The following is a 16502-nucleotide window of genomic DNA, read 5'->3' on the forward strand; positions in this document are numbered from 1 at the left end:
AGGTGAAGCCGCCACCCGGCAAAATCTACTTCTCTTCCACCGCCGGTACATCCGGCCATGCGTGAACCACTGCTTTAATCAGCGTCGCCAGCGGAATCGCAAAGAACACGCCCCAGAATCCCCACAGCCCACCGAAGATCACCACCGAAAGAATGATGACCAGCGGGTGCAGATTCACCGCTTCAGAGAACAGCACCGGCACCAGCAGGTTGCCGTCCAGCCCCTGAATAATCAGATACACCGCGAAACAGCTCCAGAACTCGGTCCCCAGACCAAACTGGAACAGCGCCACGCCCACCACCGGGATTGTCACGACAAAGGCACCGATATAGGGAATGAGCACCGAGAAGCCCACCAGCACCGCCAGCAGCAATGAATAATTGAGGCCAAAAATCACGAAGCCAATCCAGGTCGCGACGCCGACCACAATCATCTCCAGTACTTTGCCGCGAATATAGTTGGTGATCTGCTGGTTCATCTCCTCCCAGACCTGCCCGGCCAGACCGCGGTTGCGCGGCAGAACCCGGCGCACGGCGTTCAGCATCTGCTCTTTATCTTTCACCAGGAAGAAGACCATCAGCGGCACCAGCACCAGATAGACCGCCAGCGTCAGCAGCCCCACCAGCGAAGCCAGAGAGTATTTCACTACCGAATCGCCCATCGTCATGATGCGGGCGCGCATGTTTTCTGCCATCGCGTCGATAATCCCGGCGTCCATCAGCGCGGGATAGCGGCGCGGCAGCGTAGCGGCAAAATCAGAGAGCTTGTTGAGCATGCCGGGCATATCGCGGATAAGATAGATCCCCTGCTGCCAGGCAACCGGCATCACCACAAACGCCATTAACAGCAGAATGCCAACGAACAGCACCAGCACGATGCTGGTCGCCCAGCGGCGGGAACAACCGATATTTTCCAGACGGGCCGTCGGCCACTCCAGCAGATACGCCAGAACTATCGCCACCAGCAAAGGCGCCAGCAGGCCGCTAAAGAAGAACAGGATGCCGAATCCCGCAACCAGAATAACCAGCAAAGCGATGGCCTCCGGGTCACTGAACCGACGCCGGTACCACTGCATTAACATTTCGAGCATACAACCCTTCCCTGAATCGGATGGCGGGACTGAGACGGTGAATTGTATCTAACTGTCACAAAAAAGACTTTCCTTTTTGTATCACTGTAATCATTCGCAAAAGCCTGAGGAATGGGATTTTCTTCATGCCTTAACACGGCTACACTCGCATGGCAGTGGAGATGAACGATATACCGCTTCATCGGTCAAATTAGCACATCCAACATACAGGACAGTGGTTATGTTCAGGCAGTTGAGAAAAACACTGGTTGCGACACTTATCGCCGCGCTGACGGTGGTTCAGGCAGCGCCTGCTTTCGCTGACTCGGCCGATACCTTGCCGGATATGGGCACCACCGCAGGAAGCACGCTCTCCATCGGTCAGGAGATGCAAATGGGTGATTACTATGTCCGCCAGCTGCGCGGCAGCGCGCCGTTGATCAACGATCCGCTGCTGGTGCAATACATTAACGGCCTGGGGATGCGCCTCGTCGCGCACGCCAACTCGGTGAAGACCCCCTTCCACTTCTATTTGATCAATAACGACGAAATCAACGCCTTTGCCTTCTTCGGGGGCAACGTGGTGCTGCATTCGGCGTTATTCCGCTACTCAGATAACGAAAGCCAGCTGGCTTCGGTCATGGCGCACGAAATTTCGCACGTCACCCAGCGCCACCTGGCCCGCGCGATGGAAGACCAGAAGCGCAACGCCCCGCTCACCTGGGTGGGCGCGCTCGGCTCCATCCTGCTGGCGATGGCCAGCCCGCAGGCGGGGATGGCCGCCCTGACCGGCACCCTGGCGGGCACGCGTCAGGGCATGATCAGCTTTACCCAGCAAAACGAACAGGAAGCGGACCGCATCGGTATTCAGGTGCTGCAGCGCGCGGGCTTTGACCCGCAGGCGATGCCGAGCTTCCTGGAGAAACTGCTCGACCAGGCGCGCTACTCGTCGCGTCCACCCGAAATTTTGCTGACGCACCCGCTGCCGGAAAGCCGCCTGTCGGATGCGCGCAACCGCGCCAACCAGATGCGCCCGGTGGTTGTGCAGTCTTCGCAGGATTTCTACATGGCGAAGGTCAGAACCCTGGGGATGTACAACTCCGGGCGTAACCAGCTCACCAGCGACCTGCTGGATGCCCTGGCAAAAGGCAATGTGCGCGAGAAAAATGCGGCCCGGTACGGTCAGGCGCTGCAGGCGATGGAAGCCAGCAAGTACGATGAGGCGCGTAAAGCCCTCCAGCCACTGCTGGCCGCCGACCCCAATAACCCGTGGTACCTCGACCTTGCGACCGATATCGATCTGGGACAGAAAAAAGCGACCGATGCCATTAACCGTCTGAAAGGGGCGAAAGAGGTGGGGACCAACCCGGTACTGCAGCTTAACCTGGCGAACGCTTACTTACAGGGTGGGCAGGCCCGCGAGGCGGCGGCGATCCTGAACCGCTACACCTTTAATAACAAAGACGATCAAAACGGCTGGGATCTGCTGGCGCAAGCGGAAGCGCAGCTCGGCAACCGCGATCAGGAGCTGGCGGCACGCGCCGAAGGCTTTGCGCTGGTGGGCCGTCTCGATCAGGCCATTTCAATGCTCAGCAGCGCCAGTTCGCAGGTTAAGCTCGGCAGCCTGCAGCAGGCGCGCTACGATGCGCGTATCGATCAGCTGCGCGGATTGCAGCAGCGCTTCAAGCCGTACGAAAAGATGTAACAAAGGAGAATGCACGTTATGACAGACGCGGTAAAAATCTACCACAATCCCCGCTGCTCCAAGAGCCGCGATACTCTCAGCCTGCTGAAGTCTAACGGCGTTGACCCGGAGATCGTATTGTATCTGGATACACCGCCGGACGCGCAGACGATCCGCCAGCTGCTGCGCATGCTGGATATGGGCAGCGCGCGCGAACTGATGCGTCAGAAAGACGATCTGTATAAATCACTCGGTCTGGATAACACCCGTCTCTCTGAAGATGAGCTTGTCCAGGCGATGGTGGACAATCCGAAGCTGATCGAACGCCCCCTCGTCGTGGCAAACGGCAAGGCGCGTATCGGACGCCCGCCGGAACAGGTGCTTGAGATCCTCTAATCCTTACGCCGCAGCGCTTCAAGAAACGCCTGCGGCGTGCAGTCCCCCAACCTTTTCTGCGCTTTCCTCTGGTTGTAAAACGCGCACAGCTGAATGAGTAACTCTCCGGCTGGCTCGACGCTCACGCGTGGAATAATCTCACGTAACGGCACCGTAACCTGAAAGGCACTGCGTGTTTGCGCATGCGCTTTTACGGTAACCTCCTGCCCGGGCAGCGACACGTCAAAACCAAAAGTCTCAACACATTGGATATCGGCCGGGCATGCCGCCAGCAGCGCCTGCGTCCAGTGAGCGAGCAGTTGGGGCGAAAGTCCCGCATAGAGCCGGGCATGACACCAGCCGCTCACCGGTTCGCGCGCCCACAGCAGATGCTGCTCACCGCCATCGTCCATATGCAGCGACAGCGGCTGATGATGAAGCATAAGCTTATCCGGCATGATGCCTGCCTTCAGGGCCTTTTTGCCCTGCAGCGCCGCGCCCTTTTGTCTGGCAGACCCGAGATAGCGGTTTAACGTCGCCCGCGAAACGGCAATCCCCAGCCCCTCATTCACCAGCAGCAGTAGCTCATCGAGCGGAGCACCGGTGGCATCGCGCAGCACATTCACCAGCGCAACCTGCTCCTGTCTCAATGCTTTGTGTACCACTTTTGGCGTTGTATGGTTATCGGCAACCTGCTCGCGATTGCGCCAGCGCCTGACGGTGGTAACCGAAATCCCCAGCTCCTGCGCCAACTCTCTGTCGCTTTTCGTCGACTGCTGGAGGTAGCGGCGAACCCGTGGGGTGGTCGTGGCATTGGCGTGCAGTTTAATTTCCATCGCAACATTCCATTAAACCAATCTTGTGAGATTTATAGTATGTCAGCGAATGCTTTGTGACCGATTTCACCTTTCGATCGCCGCGATTCACTGATAATCACCAGACATAACATAAACAACGCCACTCAATCTTGTACGGAGTTCACAATGAACAATGTTCTGGGATTTCTTGAAGCAAAACTGATGCCGCTGGCAGCCAAAACGGCACAGCAGCGTCATCTCGGTGCCATACGCGGGGCCTACGTTTCGTTTATGCCGTTTATCATCGTCGGCTCCATCCTGCTGGTTATCTCATCCTTTCCGAATCAGGCCTATCAACACTTTATGTCCCGGGCCTTCGGCGAAAGCTGGAGCGCCATTATCGAGATCCCGTTTAACGCGGTGTTTTCGACCATGTCGCTGTTTATCAGCTTCCTCGTGGCGTTTCGCCTGGCGGAACATTACGGCGAAGATCGCATCTCCTGCGGGATTCTGGCGCTGGTGGCATTTCTGATCCTCACGCCGTTTATCAAGGTGGCGGAAAACGGCGGGATCACCGTTATGCCAGTGGAGTGGATTGGCAGTAAAGGGCTGTTCGTGGCGATGATTGGCTCGCTGCTGTGGACGGAGCTGTTCTGCTGGCTGAAGCGCAAAAAGCTGGTCATCAAAATGCCGGACGGCGTGCCGCCTGCGGTGCAGGAGTCTTTCGCCGCGCTGATCCCTGCCCTGCTGGTGATGATCCTGGTGCTGGTTATCCGCATCATCTTCGAAAACACCCACTACAACACCATTCACCAGTTCATCTATGAGGTGGTTGCCACGCCGGTTCGCCACTACGGCACCTCCTATTTCGGCGCGCTGATGACGGTATTCAGCATCACGATCCTGTGGTCGGTGGGGATTAACTCCGGTTCGATGATCAACGGCATTATCCGCCCGCTATGGATGGAGAACCAGACCGACAATATCGCCGCCATTCAGGCCGGGGCAACGCCGCCGCACATTATCACCGAACAGTTTTTTGACATGATCTGGATGGGCGGCGCGGGTGCCACGCTATCGCTGGTGATTGCGATGCTGATTTTCGCCCGCAGTAAAAACATGCGTGAAGTAGCGCGCTTAGGCGCGGGGGCATCGGTGTTCAACATCAACGAACCGATCCTGTTTGGCCTGCCGGTAATCATGAACCCGATCATGCTCATCCCGTTCAACCTGGTGCCGCTGGTGCTGGTCACCGTGCAGTATGTCGCGATGAAAATTGGCGCGGTGGCCGTCACCACTGGGGTGTTTATCCCCTGGACCCTCCCCCCGGTCATCAGCGGTTTTATCGTTACCGGCCATCTGAGCGGCAGCGTGATGCAGCTCATCAACCTGCTGATTGGCGCCATGCTGTACCTGCCTTTCATGCGAATCGTGGACAAACAGTACCGCGCAGCGGAACTGACCACGGCTACGCAAACCGACACCACCCTTGCAAAACAGGAGTAAAGCATGTGGGGAATTATTGCAACCTGGCGCATGGCGCTTGAGGGCGTAACGGAGTCTGCATCTGCGCTGGCTGCGGGAAAACCGGTCGCCGACGCAGTGGTAGATGCCGTCGCCAATGTCGAGGACTTCCCGTTTTATAAATCCGTGGGTTACGGGGGCCTGCCAACCGAAAACGGCGAGGTGGAACTCGACGCGGCCTACATGGATGGCGACACGCTGGCTTTCGGTGCCGTGGGCAATCTGGTGGATATTGCCAACCCGGTGCGCGTGGCCCATGCGCTTAGCCGCCAGCGCTATAACAGCCTGCTGGTCGGCCAGGGCGCGCGCGAGTGGGCGCTGAGCCAGGGCTTTAGCGACAAAACCATGCTCACGGACCGCGCAATGCAGCATTACCGCAAGCGCTGCCGTGAAACGCTGGATAAAGGTCTCAGCCCGTACGACGGGCACGACACCGTCGGGATTATCGGCCTCGATAAGCAGGGATCGATGAGCGTGGCCACCTCCACCAGCGGCCTGTTTATGAAAAAGCGCGGCCGCCTGGGCGACTCCCCCATTATCGGCTCGGGTTTTTACTGCGACAGCGAAACCGGTGCCGCCACCGCCACGGGCGTGGGCGAAGACCTGATGAAAGGCTGCACCAGCTACGAAATTGTTCGCCGCATGGCGCAGGGCATGACGCCGCAGCAGGCGGCAGACTCGGTGGTGTTTGAACTGGAAGACAAGCTGATGTCGCGCTTTGGCCGTGTGGGAGATCTTTCGGTGGTGTGTATGAACAACAAAGGGGAATTCGGCGCGGCGACCAACATCAAAACCTTCTCGTTTGTGGTCGCCACCGCCCATCAGCCGCTGACCGTATTTCGCACCGAACGCCTGCGCGAAAAAACGCATTATCAGGCCGTAGACGAGGCGTGGATGCAGGCCTACGCCGAGCGCATTCGCGCGCCGATTGAGGACTAACGATGATAACCTGGGGTCTTATTACCACACCTGAAAGCGCGACATCGCGCAGCCATCTGATTGCCCGAAGCGCCAGCACGTGGCTACCGGATACCGCGCTGATAGCCGATATGCAGGCGCAAAAGACTGTTGCGGATACGCGATTTGGCTGCGCCCCGTTTGCCCGCATCACCCTTTTACCGGACGCGCTCTGGCACGACAGCCTGACCGAAGGCTTGCTGACCGCGCTCAGGCCGCTGCTGGCCTCGCCCGCCAGCGCCGATGTGGTGCTGGACGTCACGGATATCGACGAGGTTGTCCTGGCCCAGGTGCTGCGTTTTCTCTTTAACCAGGCGCACACGCTTGCCGACCTGCACCTGAAGAAAACGGACGACACGGCGGTGCGGGTTCGCCACATTACCGCGCTGTGTCTGGCGCAACAGCAGGAAAAGCTGGAGGTGATTTTCCGCGAGCAGCAGGCGATTGCCCGCGGTATGGTCGCCGCCCGGCGGCTGGCGGATATGCCAGCCGATCGTTGTACACCGCAATTTGTCGTCGAAGAGGCGCAGCGGCTGTGCGCCGCCTTCCCCGCGCTGCGCTGTGAAGTGCTTGATGAAAACGCGATCGTTGAGCAGGGTCTGGGGCTGCTGCATGCCGTCGGCAAAGGCGCGACCTGCCCGCCGCGCCTGCTTGCCATCCACTATGAGGGCGCGTCGGAAGGCCCGGTGCGCTGCTATGTGGGCAAAGGCGTTACATTCGATACGGGTGGCCTGTGGCTGAAGGAAGGCGCGGGCATGTACACCATGAAGTATGACATGTGCGGGGCGGCAAACGTGCTCGGCCTGATGCTCACCGCCGCCGAACTGGCGCTGCCCGTACGCATGATGGGCGTGCTGGCGCTGGCAGAAAACGCCATCGGGCCGAACGCTATGCAGCCAGGCAGCGTGGCCCGCGCCTGTAACGGCATGACGGTTGAAATCAACAACACCGATGCCGAAGGCCGGCTGGTACTGGCGGACGCCATTGCCTGGGCAAGCCAGCGTCATCCGCAGACGCGCTACATCATCGATATGGCGACCTTAACGGGCGCGGTGGTGAAGGCGCTCGGCTATGAACTGAGCGGGCTGATGACCCAGGATGAACCGCTGCGCGAAGCACTGACTCAGGCGGGAAAACGGTGCGCAGACGAAGTCTGGTCGCTGCCGCTGGACGCGAGGCTGAAAAAGCAGACCGACAGCGCGATAGCCGATCTCTGCAATACGCCGACCAACAACGCGGCGATCAGCGCCTCGGCGGCCTGGCTGCTGCACCACTTCTGCCCGCCGACCATTCCGTGGGCACATCTGGATATCAGCGGAACGGCGTTATGGCGTGAGGGCGGACGGAGCGTGGCGTCGGGAAGACCGATTCCGCTGCTGGTAGAGCACCTGATGGAGGATCTTTAAGCCCGGTGGCGCTGCGCTTACCGGGCCGGCAAAAAACTCAAAGCTTGAGAATATCTTTCACAAACGGAATGGTCAGCTTACGCTGGGCGGTAATAGAGGCGCGATCAAGCTGATCCAGGGTATCGAAAAGAGTGCGCATCTCACGATCGAGTCGCTTCAGGAGGAAGCGACCGACATCTTCCGGCAGCTCAAAGCCGCGCAGCCGTGAACGGAGCTGTAGCGCCTGAAGTTTATCTTCATCAGACAGCGGCTGCAGCTTGTAGATTTGCCCCCAGTCCAGGCGGGATGCCAGATCCGGCAGCCCCAGGTTAAGCTGGCGCGGCGGCCTGTCGCCGGTGATCAGCAGCCGGGTTTTGCCCGACTCGAGTATGCGGTTATAAAGATTGAAGATCGCCATTTCCCACGGCTCATCCCCCGCCACGCACTCGATATTATCGATGCAGACTAACGAGAGATGTTCCATTCCCTCCAGCACTTCAGGCACAAACCAGGTGCGTTTATCCAGCGGCACATAGCCTACTGCATCACCTCGCGCAGAAAGCTCCGCACAGGCGGCGTGCAACAGATGGCTGCGCCCCGCGCCTTCGCGTGACCAGATATAGATGTATCCGCTGTGATCCTGACGCAGCACATTTTGCAGTGCAGCCAGTAAAGAGGGGTTATCACCCGGCCAGAAACTCGCGAAAGTTTCGTCGTCAGGGAGATAGAGTGGCAGAGAGAGCTGTGCCGGTCCGTTCAGAAATACCTCAACCAGATATCACATAAAATCGGCAACGAGTTTATCACGGAACCCGCAAGGAGAGAACCGGGCGGATCGCCCACCCGGTTTAACGATCAATGAGAGGTTTTCTCGCCCTCATCCGCATCCAGGACCTCTTCTTCCGGACGAACGATGGAGATCAGCTTGAAGATCAGGCTCAGGGCAATCCCGACGATGGTCGCCAGCGCCATGCCTTTCAGCTCTGCCGCACCAATGTGTACCGTCGCGCCGCTCACGCCAATAATCAGGATCACGGAGGTGAGGATCAGGTTTTGCGCTTTGTTGTAGTCCACTTTGGATTCAATCAGCACGCGAATACCGGACGCACCGATCACCCCGTACAGCAGCAGAGAAACGCCGCCCATCACCGGCTCCGGGATGGCCTGAATCGACGCCGCCAGTTTGCCCACGCAGGAGAGCAGAATCGCAATGATTGCGGCACCGCCAATAACCCACGTACTGTAGACGCGCGTGATGGCCATTACGCCGATATTCTCGCCGTAGGTGGTGTTCGGCGTTGAGCCGAAGAAGCCGGAGATAATGGTCGAGAGACCGTTGGCAAACATCGACCGGTGCAGACCCGGGTCGCGGATCAGGTCGCGCTTCACGATGTTCGCCGTGACCACCAGGTGACCTACGTGTTCCGCAATAACCACCAGCGCGGCTGGCAGAATCGTCAAAATCGCAAACCATTCGAAGCGTGGGGTATAGAAGGTAGGCAGTGCGAACCAGTGCGCGTTAGCAATCAGGTCGGTATTGACGATACCCATGGCGAAGGAGAGCGCGTAGCCTGCCAGCACGCCAATCAGGATCGGGATAATCGCCAGAAAACCGCGGAACAACACGGAGCCAAACACCGTAACGCCCAGCGTCACCAGCGAGATGATAATGGCTTTCGAGTTCGGTGACTGGCCGTCGGCAGGCAGCAGCCCCGCCATGTTTGCCGCCACTCGCGCCAGCTCAAGGCCGATGACGGCAACGATTGCGCCCATCGCCGCAGGCGGGAACATCACATCCAGCCAGCCCGTACCGGCTTTCTTGACGATGAAAGAGACCAGACAGAACAGCACGCCGCACATGATAAAACCGCCGAGCGCCACCTCATAGCCCAACGGCAACAGCAGCAGCACCGGGGAGATAAAGGCAAAGCTCGACCCCAGATACGCCGGGATCTTCCCCTTACAGATGAAGAGATACAGCAGCGTTCCCACGCCGTTGAAAAGCAGCACGGTGGCCGGGTTAATATGAAAAATCATAGGCACCAGCACGGTTGCGCCAAACATGGCGAACAGATGCTGCAAACTAAGCGGGATAGTCTGTAAAAGCGGCGGTCTTTCACTCACCCCGATAGTACGGCGCGTCATAGTGTTTTCCTCTGAACAGTGTTGTGGGTGTTTTTATTCAAAAAAAAGCCGACTATCAAAGTCGGCTTTTTTATCGTTATTCGATTATTTGGTACCAAAGATTTTGTCGCCGGCATCACCAAGCCCCGGGATGATGTACCCGTGCTCGTTAAGCCCCTGGTCGATTGAGGCGGTGTACAGCTCAACATCCGGGTGCGCTTTTTCCAGCGCCGCGATACCTTCCGGCGCGGCAACCAGTACCAGCACCTTAATGCTGCTGCAGCCTGCTTTTTTCAGCAGGTCGATGGTGGCGATCATAGAACCGCCGGTCGCCAGCATAGGGTCAACCACCAGCGCCATACGCTCGTCAATGTTAGAGACCAGCTTCTGGAAGTACGGAACCGGCTCCAGCGTCTCTTCATCGCGGTAGACACCCACTACGCTGATACGCGCGCTTGGGACGTGCTCCAGCACACCTTCCATCATGCCCAGACCGGCACGCAGGATCGGCACAACGGTAATTTTTTTGCCTTTGATTTGCTCAACCTGTACCGGACCGTTCCAGCCTTCGATGGTCACTTTTTCCGTTTCCAGGTCAGAGGTCGCTTCGTAGGTCAGCAGGCTGCCCACTTCAGAAGCCAGTTCGCGAAAACGCTTCGTGCTGATGTCATGCTCACGCATCAGGCCCAACTTGTGTTTAACGAGCGGGTGTTTCACTTCCACAATCTTCATTCTCTTTCTCCTCTGAGGCGGCATCCGCAAAAAAATCGCGGGATTATACCGCTTTTTTCGGATTGTGCCATACCCATCTTGCTTGACATATATCAATCAAAAACAAAAAAGCCGGAGGCAAGCTCCGGCTTTAGTGCGAGGTGCTGCCCGGTGGCGCTACGCTTACGCGGGCCTACGTGTAGTGTAGGTCGGGTAAGCGTTAGCGCCACCCGGCTGTTACAGGTTATCGCCGTTGCTGGCAATCACCTGCTTATACCAGTCGAACGATTTTTTCTTGCTGCGGTTCAGCGTGCCGTTCCCTTCATTATCTTTATCAACAAAGATAAAGCCGTAGCGTTTTTTCATCTCGCCGGTACCGGCAGAAACCAGGTCGATACAGCCCCATGGGGTATAGCCCATCAGATCAACGCCATCTTCCACCACCGCTTTTTTCATCTCGCTGATGTGCGCGGCCAGATAATCGATGCGGTACTGGTCGTTTACCGTGCCGTCGCTCTCCTGCACGTCGATTGCGCCAAAGCCGTTCTCAACAATAAACAGCGGCAGCTGATAGTGATCCCAGAACCAGTTCAGGGAGTAGCGCAGGCCCACCGGGTCAATTTGCCAGCCCCAGTCAGATTTCTGCACGTACGGGTTGGAGACCAGGCTTTTGCTCTCGTCGTAATCCAGCTGTGGGTTGTCTGCCGTCGCCTTGGTCGCGAAGGACATGTAATAGCTGAAACCGATGTAATCCACGCAGCCCTGTTTGAGCGCGATGTTGTCTTCCTCAGTGATATCCAGCGCGAAGCCACGACGTGCAAAATAGTTGAGCAGGTGCTGCGGGTACGCGCCGCGCACATGCACATCGGTGAACCAGTAACGACGATGCATGGCGTTCATCGCCATCATCATATCGTCCGGCGCGCAGGTCAGCGGATAGATCGGGCACATCGCAATCATGCAGCCGATGTGCAGCGACGGGTTAATCTCGCGTCCGGCTTTCACCGCCAGGGCACTCGCCACCAGCTCGTAGTGGGCGGCCTGGAACATGACCGGCTCGCGGTCTTCGCCCGGCTCATACTTCAGCCCGGAGTTGGTAAACGGCGCAAAATCCTCGTGGAAGTTTGCCTGGTTGTTGATCTCGTTAAAGGTCATCCAGTACTTCACTTTATGCTGATAACGCTCGAAAACGACCTTCGCGAAGCGGACAAAGAAGTCGATTAGCTTACGGTTGCGCCAGCCGCCGTATTCGGTGACCAGGTGGAAAGGCATCTCGAAGTGAGAAAGGGTGATAACCGGTTCGATGCCGTACTTCAGGCACTCGTCGAACAGGTCGTCGTAGAATTTCAGGCCCGCCTCGTTTGGCTCCAGCTCGTCCCCTTTCGGGAAGATGCGCGTCCAGGCGATAGAGGTACGGAAGCATTTAAATCCCATCTCGGCAAAGAGTTTGATGTCTTCTTTATAGCGATGGTAGAAATCGATGGCTTCATGGTTAGGGTAGTTCTTCCCCTGCAGGACGCCGTTGGTGATTTCACGCGGGACACCGTGCGCGCCTGCGGTCATGACGTCAGCGACGCTGACCCCTTTACCGCCCTCTTTCCAGCCGCCCTCAAGCTGGTGTGCCGCCACGGCACCACCCCACAGAAAACCTTCTTTAAATCCTGGCATTCTCTTTCCCTCATTCTGCGTTATCTTCTGCAAAAACAATTACAGAAACCGGTTTCACTCTGATGATGTGCAAAGGGGTAACGGGTTGCAAGCAGTTAACCGAAACCGGTTTCATTTTCGTGAACAGAGTCAAGTTTGACGCTGCTGGCGGGCCGCAGGGAAAAAAAGATCCTCGCGCCGAGAATAGGCTCGCAAACGTTTGCCTGGACTGTTAGAATTGCGCCGATTTTTCTTACTAGCTATGCAATCGCGTGGGGACTTGAGCCGTGACCAACAAAACTTCTCTCAGCTACAAAGATGCCGGTGTTGATATTGACGCAGGTAATGCGCTGGTTGACCGAATCAAAGGTGTGGTGAAAAAAACCCGCCGCCCTGAAGTGATGGGTGGACTGGGTGGATTCGGCGCACTGTGCGCGCTGCCGCAAAAATATCGTGAACCTGTTCTGGTCTCGGGTACGGATGGCGTGGGCACAAAACTGCGCCTGGCGATGGATCTTAAGCGTCACGACACGATCGGTATCGATCTGGTGGCGATGTGCGTTAACGACCTGGTGGTACAGGGCGCAGAGCCGCTGTTCTTCCTCGACTACTATGCCACCGGCAAGCTGGACGTGGACACCGCAGCCAGCGTAATTAACGGGATTGCCGAAGGCTGCCTGCAGTCAGGCTGCGCGCTGGTGGGTGGCGAAACCGCCGAAATGCCAGGGATGTATCACGGCGAAGATTATGACGTCGCAGGCTTCTGCGTCGGCGTGGTAGAAAAATCAGAAATTATCGACGGCAGCAAAGTGGCTGACGGCGATGTGCTGGTAGCGCTGGCCTCCAGCGGCCCGCACTCTAACGGCTACTCCCTGGTGCGTAAAATCCTCGAAGTGAGCGGTTGTGACCCGCTGACCACCGAGGTTGACGGCAAACCGCTGGCCGATCACCTGCTGGCTCCGACCCGCATCTACGTGAAAAACGTGCTGGAACTTATTGAGAACGTAGACGTTCACGCCATCGCCCACCTGACCGGCGGCGGTTTCTGGGAAAACATTCCGCGCGTATTGCCGGATAATACCCAGGCGGTGATCGACGAATCCTCCTGGCAGTGGCCGTCCGTGTTTAACTGGCTACAGACCGCAGGCAACGTCAGTTCTCATGAAATGTACCGCACCTTTAACTGTGGCGTGGGGATGGTTATCGCCCTGCCTGCAAGCGAAGCGGATAACGCGGTTAAGCTGCTGAATGAGAAAGGTGAAAACGCGTGGAAAATCGGTATTATCAAAGCATCCGATTCCGAACAGCGTGTGGTCATTGAATGAAAAACATTGTGGTGCTCATTTCCGGTAACGGAAGCAATTTGCAGGCGATAATTGATGCCTGCAAACAGAAGAAAATCAATGGCACCATTCGGGCAGTATTCAGCAACAAGGCCGACGCATTCGGCCTTGAGCGGGCGCGGGAAGCGAATATTCCCGCGCATGCGCTGGAAGCCAGCCAGTTTTCCGGGCGGGAAGCCTTCGACCGCGAACTGGTGCAGGAAATTGACGCCTACGCGCCAGATGTCGTGGTGCTGGCTGGTTACATGCGCATTCTGAGCCCGGCGTTTGTTTCGCACTACGCCGGGCGTCTGCTCAATATTCACCCTTCCCTGCTGCCGAAATATCCCGGTTTACACACCCACCGTCAGGTGCTGGAGAACGGCGATGAGGAGCATGGCACGTCCGTGCACTTCGTCACCGACGAGCTGGACGGCGGCCCGGTGATCCTGCAGGCGAAGGTCCCGGTCTTTGAGGGCGATAACGAAGATGATGTGACCGAACGCGTGCAGACGCAGGAGCACGCCATCTACCCGCTGGTGGGAAGCTGGTTTGTCGACGGGCGTCTGGTGATGCGCGACGGCGCCGCCTGGCTGGACGGCGTGAAGTTGCCCCCGCAGGGCTATGCGGCAGAAGAGTAGTTTGTTATGTCGGGTGGCGCTACGCTTACCCGACCTACAGAGTGCATTACCCGATACTCCCTTCTCCAACCCTCTAAAATCCCCAACAAAAAAAATAACTGTCATACTTTTCTGGCACTGTTGGACATATCGTGGAAATGCTCGCCATAATAAGGACGAGACGGATTTACCACGTCCTGTGAATGAACTGGAGTGTGAGCTGTAATGGGTCAGGAAAAGTTATACATTGAGAAAGAGCTGAGTTGGTTAGCCTTCAACGAGCGCGTGCTTCAGGAAGCGGCGGATAAAAGTAACCCACTGATTGAGCGTATGCGTTTCCTGGGTATTTATTCCAATAACCTGGATGAATTTTATAAAGTCCGCTTTGCCGAGCTTAAACGCCGCATCATCATCAGTGAAGAACAGGGTTTAAACTCGCACTCGCGCCATCTGCTTGGCAAAATACAGTCTCGCGTGATGAAAGCCGATCAGGAATTTGATGGCCTTTACAACGAGCTGCTGCTGGAAATGGCCCGCAATCAAATTTTCCTGATCAACGAACGCCAGCTTTCCGTCAACCAGCAGAGCTGGCTTCGTCACTATTTCAAACATTATCTACGCCAGCACATCACCCCGATCCTGATCAACCGCGAAACGGATCTGGTGCAGTTCCTGAAAGACGATTACACCTATCTGGCGGTGGAGATCATTCGTGGCGACAACATCAGCTACGCGCTGCTGGAAATTCCGTCCGACAAAGTGCCGCGCTTTGTCAACCTGCCGCCGGAAACCCCGCGCCGCCGCAAGCCAATGATCCTGCTGGACAACATCCTGCGCTACTGTCTGGATGATATCTTCAAAGGCTTCTTCGATTACGATGCGTTAAACGCCTACTCGATGAAGATGACCCGTGACGCCGAATATGACCTGGTGCACGAGATGGAAGCCAGCCTGATGGAGCTGATGTCTTCAAGCCTGAAGCAGCGTCTGACGGCCGAGCCGGTGCGCTTTGTCTATCAGCGCGATATGCCGGACGCGATGGTCGAAATGCTGCGCGATAAGCTGACCATCTCCCGCTACGACTCCATTATCCCCGGCGGGCGTTATCACAACTTTAAAGACTTTATTGGCTTCCCGAACGTCGGCAAGGCCAATCTGGTGAATAAACCGCTGCCCCGCCTGCGCCACATCTGGTTCGATAAGTTCCGCAACGGGTTTGACGCCATTCGCGAGCGCGACGTGCTGCTGTACTATCCGTACCACACCTTCGAGCATGTGCTGGAGCTGCTGCGTCAGGCGTCGTTCGACCCGAACGTGCTGGCGATCAAAATCAACATCTACCGCGTGGCGAAAGATTCCCGCATCATCGACGCGATGATCCACGCCGCGCACAACGGCAAGAAAGTGACCGTGGTGGTGGAACTGCAGGCGCGTTTCGACGAAGAAGCAAATATCCACTGGGCGCGCCGCCTGACCGAAGCGGGCGTGCACGTAATTTTCTCCGCGCCGGGACTGAAAATTCACGCCAAGCTGTTCCTTATCTCCCGTAAAGAGGGAGACGACGTGGTGCGTTATGCTCACATCGGTACCGGAAACTTTAACGAGAAAACCGCGCGAATTTATACCGACTACTCGCTGCTGACCGCCGATGCGCGCATCACCAACGAGGTGCGCCGGGTGTTCAACTTTATTGAGAACCCGTACCGTCCGGTGAACTTCGACTATCTGCTGGTTTCACCGCAGAACTCGCGCCGCCTGCTGTACGATATGATCGATAAAGAGATCGCCAACGCGCAGAAAGGGCTGTCGTCCGGCATTACGCTGAAGCTCAACAACCTGGTCGATAAAGGCCTGGTGGATCGTCTTTACGCCGCCTCCGGTTCAGGCGTGCCGGTGAACCTGCTGATCCGCGGCATGTGTTCTCTGATCCCGGAGCTGGAAGGTATCAGCGATAATATTCGCGTCATCAGCATCGTTGACCGCTATCTGGAACACGATCGGGTCTATATTTTCGATAACGCAGGCGATAAGCAGGTGTATCTCTCCTCTGCGGACTGGATGACGCGCAATATTGATTATCGAATTGAAGTTGCGGCCCCGCTGCTTGACCCACGTCTGAAGCAGCAGATCCTCGACATCATCGAGATTTTGTTTAGCGATACGGTGAAAGCACGCTATATCGATAAAGAACTGAGTAACCGCTATGTTCCGCGCGGCAACCGCCGTAAAGTGCGGTCCCAACTGGCGATTTACGACTATATCAAATCACTCGAGCAACCCGATTAAC

Annotated in this window: 14 protein-coding genes; 8 read left to right on the plus strand and 6 right to left on the minus strand. The window is 57.0% G+C overall.

All coding sequences use genetic code 11. The features are described 5' to 3' along the window. Nucleotides 1-25 precede the first annotated feature (25 nt). Nucleotides 26-1090 (minus strand): AI-2E family transporter, encoded by a 1065-nt coding sequence (locus FFS28_RS10310; protein WP_006176634.1) that lies wholly within the window; start codon nucleotides 1088-1090, stop codon nucleotides 26-28. Between the two features lie 220 nt (nucleotides 1091-1310). Between FFS28_RS10310 and bepA the strand changes: the two genes are divergently transcribed. Next, nucleotides 1311-2774 carry a beta-barrel assembly-enhancing protease gene (gene bepA / locus FFS28_RS10315; protein WP_137849481.1) on the plus strand — a complete coding sequence of 488 codons (1464 nt, stop codon included), beginning with the start codon at nucleotides 1311-1313 and terminating at the stop codon, nucleotides 2772-2774. 18 nt (nucleotides 2775-2792) lie between these two features. Then, nucleotides 2793-3149, plus strand: coding sequence for an arsenate reductase (glutaredoxin) (gene arsC, locus FFS28_RS10320; RefSeq protein ID WP_137849482.1), 357 nt, complete (start codon nucleotides 2793-2795; stop codon nucleotides 3147-3149). Here arsC and FFS28_RS10325 read toward each other — a convergent pair. Next, a complete protein-coding gene (locus tag FFS28_RS10325) occupies nucleotides 3146-3964 on the minus strand; it encodes a helix-turn-helix domain-containing protein (protein WP_137849483.1) in 819 nt (272 codons plus the stop codon). The two genes, arsC and FFS28_RS10325, sit on opposite strands and share 4 nt — an antisense overlap. Nucleotides 3965-4111: 147 nt before the next feature. Between FFS28_RS10325 and celB the strand changes: the two genes are divergently transcribed. The 3 genes from celB to FFS28_RS10340 are packed head-to-tail and all read left to right on the plus strand — an operon-like array spanning nucleotide 4112 to nucleotide 7812. Beyond that, entirely contained in the window at nucleotides 4112-5431 is a 1320-nt protein-coding gene (gene celB, locus FFS28_RS10330) for a PTS cellobiose transporter subunit IIC (protein WP_137849484.1), read from the plus strand. A 3-nt stretch (nucleotides 5432-5434) separates the two neighbouring features. After that, entirely contained in the window at nucleotides 5435-6388 is a 954-nt protein-coding gene (locus FFS28_RS10335) for a glycosylasparaginase (RefSeq protein WP_137849485.1), read from the plus strand. Between the two features lie 2 nt (nucleotides 6389-6390). Continuing rightward, nucleotides 6391-7812, plus strand: a complete 1422-nt coding sequence (locus FFS28_RS10340; protein WP_137849486.1) for a leucyl aminopeptidase family protein — start codon at nucleotides 6391-6393, stop codon at nucleotides 7810-7812. Nucleotides 7813-7849: 37 nt separating this feature from the next. On the opposite strand, the gene FFS28_RS10345 is transcribed toward FFS28_RS10340, so the two are convergent. The 4 genes from FFS28_RS10345 to FFS28_RS10360 form a co-directional block, all read right to left on the minus strand. Further along, nucleotides 7850-8551, minus strand: coding sequence for a DnaA inactivator Hda (locus FFS28_RS10345; RefSeq protein ID WP_212743972.1), 702 nt, complete (start codon nucleotides 8549-8551; stop codon nucleotides 7850-7852). A gap of 95 nt (nucleotides 8552-8646) precedes the next feature. Then, nucleotides 8647-9936: a uracil permease gene (gene uraA / locus FFS28_RS10350; RefSeq protein WP_006176642.1), complete on the minus strand. Its 1290-nt coding sequence runs from the start codon at nucleotides 9934-9936 to the stop codon at nucleotides 8647-8649. Between the two features lie 84 nt (nucleotides 9937-10020). Beyond that, on the minus strand, nucleotides 10021-10647 hold the full coding sequence (gene upp, locus FFS28_RS10355; RefSeq protein ID WP_006176643.1) for a uracil phosphoribosyltransferase: 627 nt from the start codon (nucleotides 10645-10647) through the stop codon (nucleotides 10021-10023). 216 nt (nucleotides 10648-10863) lie between these two features. Further along, nucleotides 10864-12294, minus strand: a complete 1431-nt coding sequence (locus tag FFS28_RS10360) for a 6-phospho-beta-glucosidase (RefSeq protein WP_042320399.1) — start codon at nucleotides 12292-12294, stop codon at nucleotides 10864-10866. Nucleotides 12295-12560: 266 nt separating this feature from the next. Between FFS28_RS10360 and purM the strand changes: the two genes are divergently transcribed. The 3 genes from purM to ppk1 all read left to right on the plus strand — a co-directional run bounded on the left by purM (nucleotide 12561) and on the right by ppk1 (nucleotide 16501). Continuing rightward, complete coding sequence (purM, locus tag FFS28_RS10365; protein ID WP_006176646.1) at nucleotides 12561-13598, plus strand: phosphoribosylformylglycinamidine cyclo-ligase; 1038 nt, start codon at nucleotides 12561-12563, stop codon at nucleotides 13596-13598. Then, nucleotides 13595-14236 carry a phosphoribosylglycinamide formyltransferase gene (gene purN, locus FFS28_RS10370; RefSeq protein ID WP_137849487.1) on the plus strand — a complete coding sequence of 214 codons (642 nt, stop codon included), beginning with the start codon at nucleotides 13595-13597 and terminating at the stop codon, nucleotides 14234-14236. The genes purM and purN overlap by 4 nt, the downstream gene beginning before the upstream one ends. 204 nt (nucleotides 14237-14440) lie before the next feature. After that, nucleotides 14441-16501, plus strand: coding sequence for a polyphosphate kinase 1 (gene ppk1 / locus FFS28_RS10375; RefSeq protein WP_102890388.1), 2061 nt, complete (start codon nucleotides 14441-14443; stop codon nucleotides 16499-16501). Nucleotide 16502: the final 1 nt, after the last annotated feature.

This window comes from Enterobacter sp. 2VL (genome assembly GCF_005503595.1).
In the GTDB taxonomy this organism is placed as follows: Bacteria; Pseudomonadota; Gammaproteobacteria; order Enterobacterales; family Enterobacteriaceae; genus Enterobacter; species Enterobacter cancerogenus.

Bases quoted from the DNA above. Each gene is read 5' to 3' on its own strand.
- FFS28_RS10340 (WP_137849486.1), top strand. From the start codon at position 6,391: ATGATAACCTGGGGTCTTATTACCACACCTGAAAGCGCGACATCGCGC.
- celB (WP_137849484.1), top strand. From the start codon at position 4,112: ATGAACAATGTTCTGGGATTTCTTGAAGCAAAACTGATGCCGCTGGCA.
- uraA (WP_006176642.1), bottom strand. From the start codon at position 9,936: ATGACGCGCCGTACTATCGGGGTGAGTGAAAGACCGCCGCTTTTACAG.
- FFS28_RS10335 (WP_137849485.1), top strand. From the start codon at position 5,435: ATGTGGGGAATTATTGCAACCTGGCGCATGGCGCTTGAGGGCGTAACG.
- FFS28_RS10325 (WP_137849483.1), bottom strand. From the start codon at position 3,964: ATGGAAATTAAACTGCACGCCAATGCCACGACCACCCCACGGGTTCGC.
- purN (WP_137849487.1), top strand. From the start codon at position 13,595: ATGAAAAACATTGTGGTGCTCATTTCCGGTAACGGAAGCAATTTGCAG.
- FFS28_RS10310 (WP_006176634.1), bottom strand. From the start codon at position 1,090: ATGCTCGAAATGTTAATGCAGTGGTACCGGCGTCGGTTCAGTGACCCG.
- arsC (WP_137849482.1), top strand. From the start codon at position 2,793: ATGACAGACGCGGTAAAAATCTACCACAATCCCCGCTGCTCCAAGAGC.
- upp (WP_006176643.1), bottom strand. From the start codon at position 10,647: ATGAAGATTGTGGAAGTGAAACACCCGCTCGTTAAACACAAGTTGGGC.
- bepA (WP_137849481.1), top strand. From the start codon at position 1,311: ATGTTCAGGCAGTTGAGAAAAACACTGGTTGCGACACTTATCGCCGCG.
- FFS28_RS10360 (WP_042320399.1), bottom strand. From the start codon at position 12,294: ATGCCAGGATTTAAAGAAGGTTTTCTGTGGGGTGGTGCCGTGGCGGCA.
- ppk1 (WP_102890388.1), top strand. From the start codon at position 14,441: ATGGGTCAGGAAAAGTTATACATTGAGAAAGAGCTGAGTTGGTTAGCC.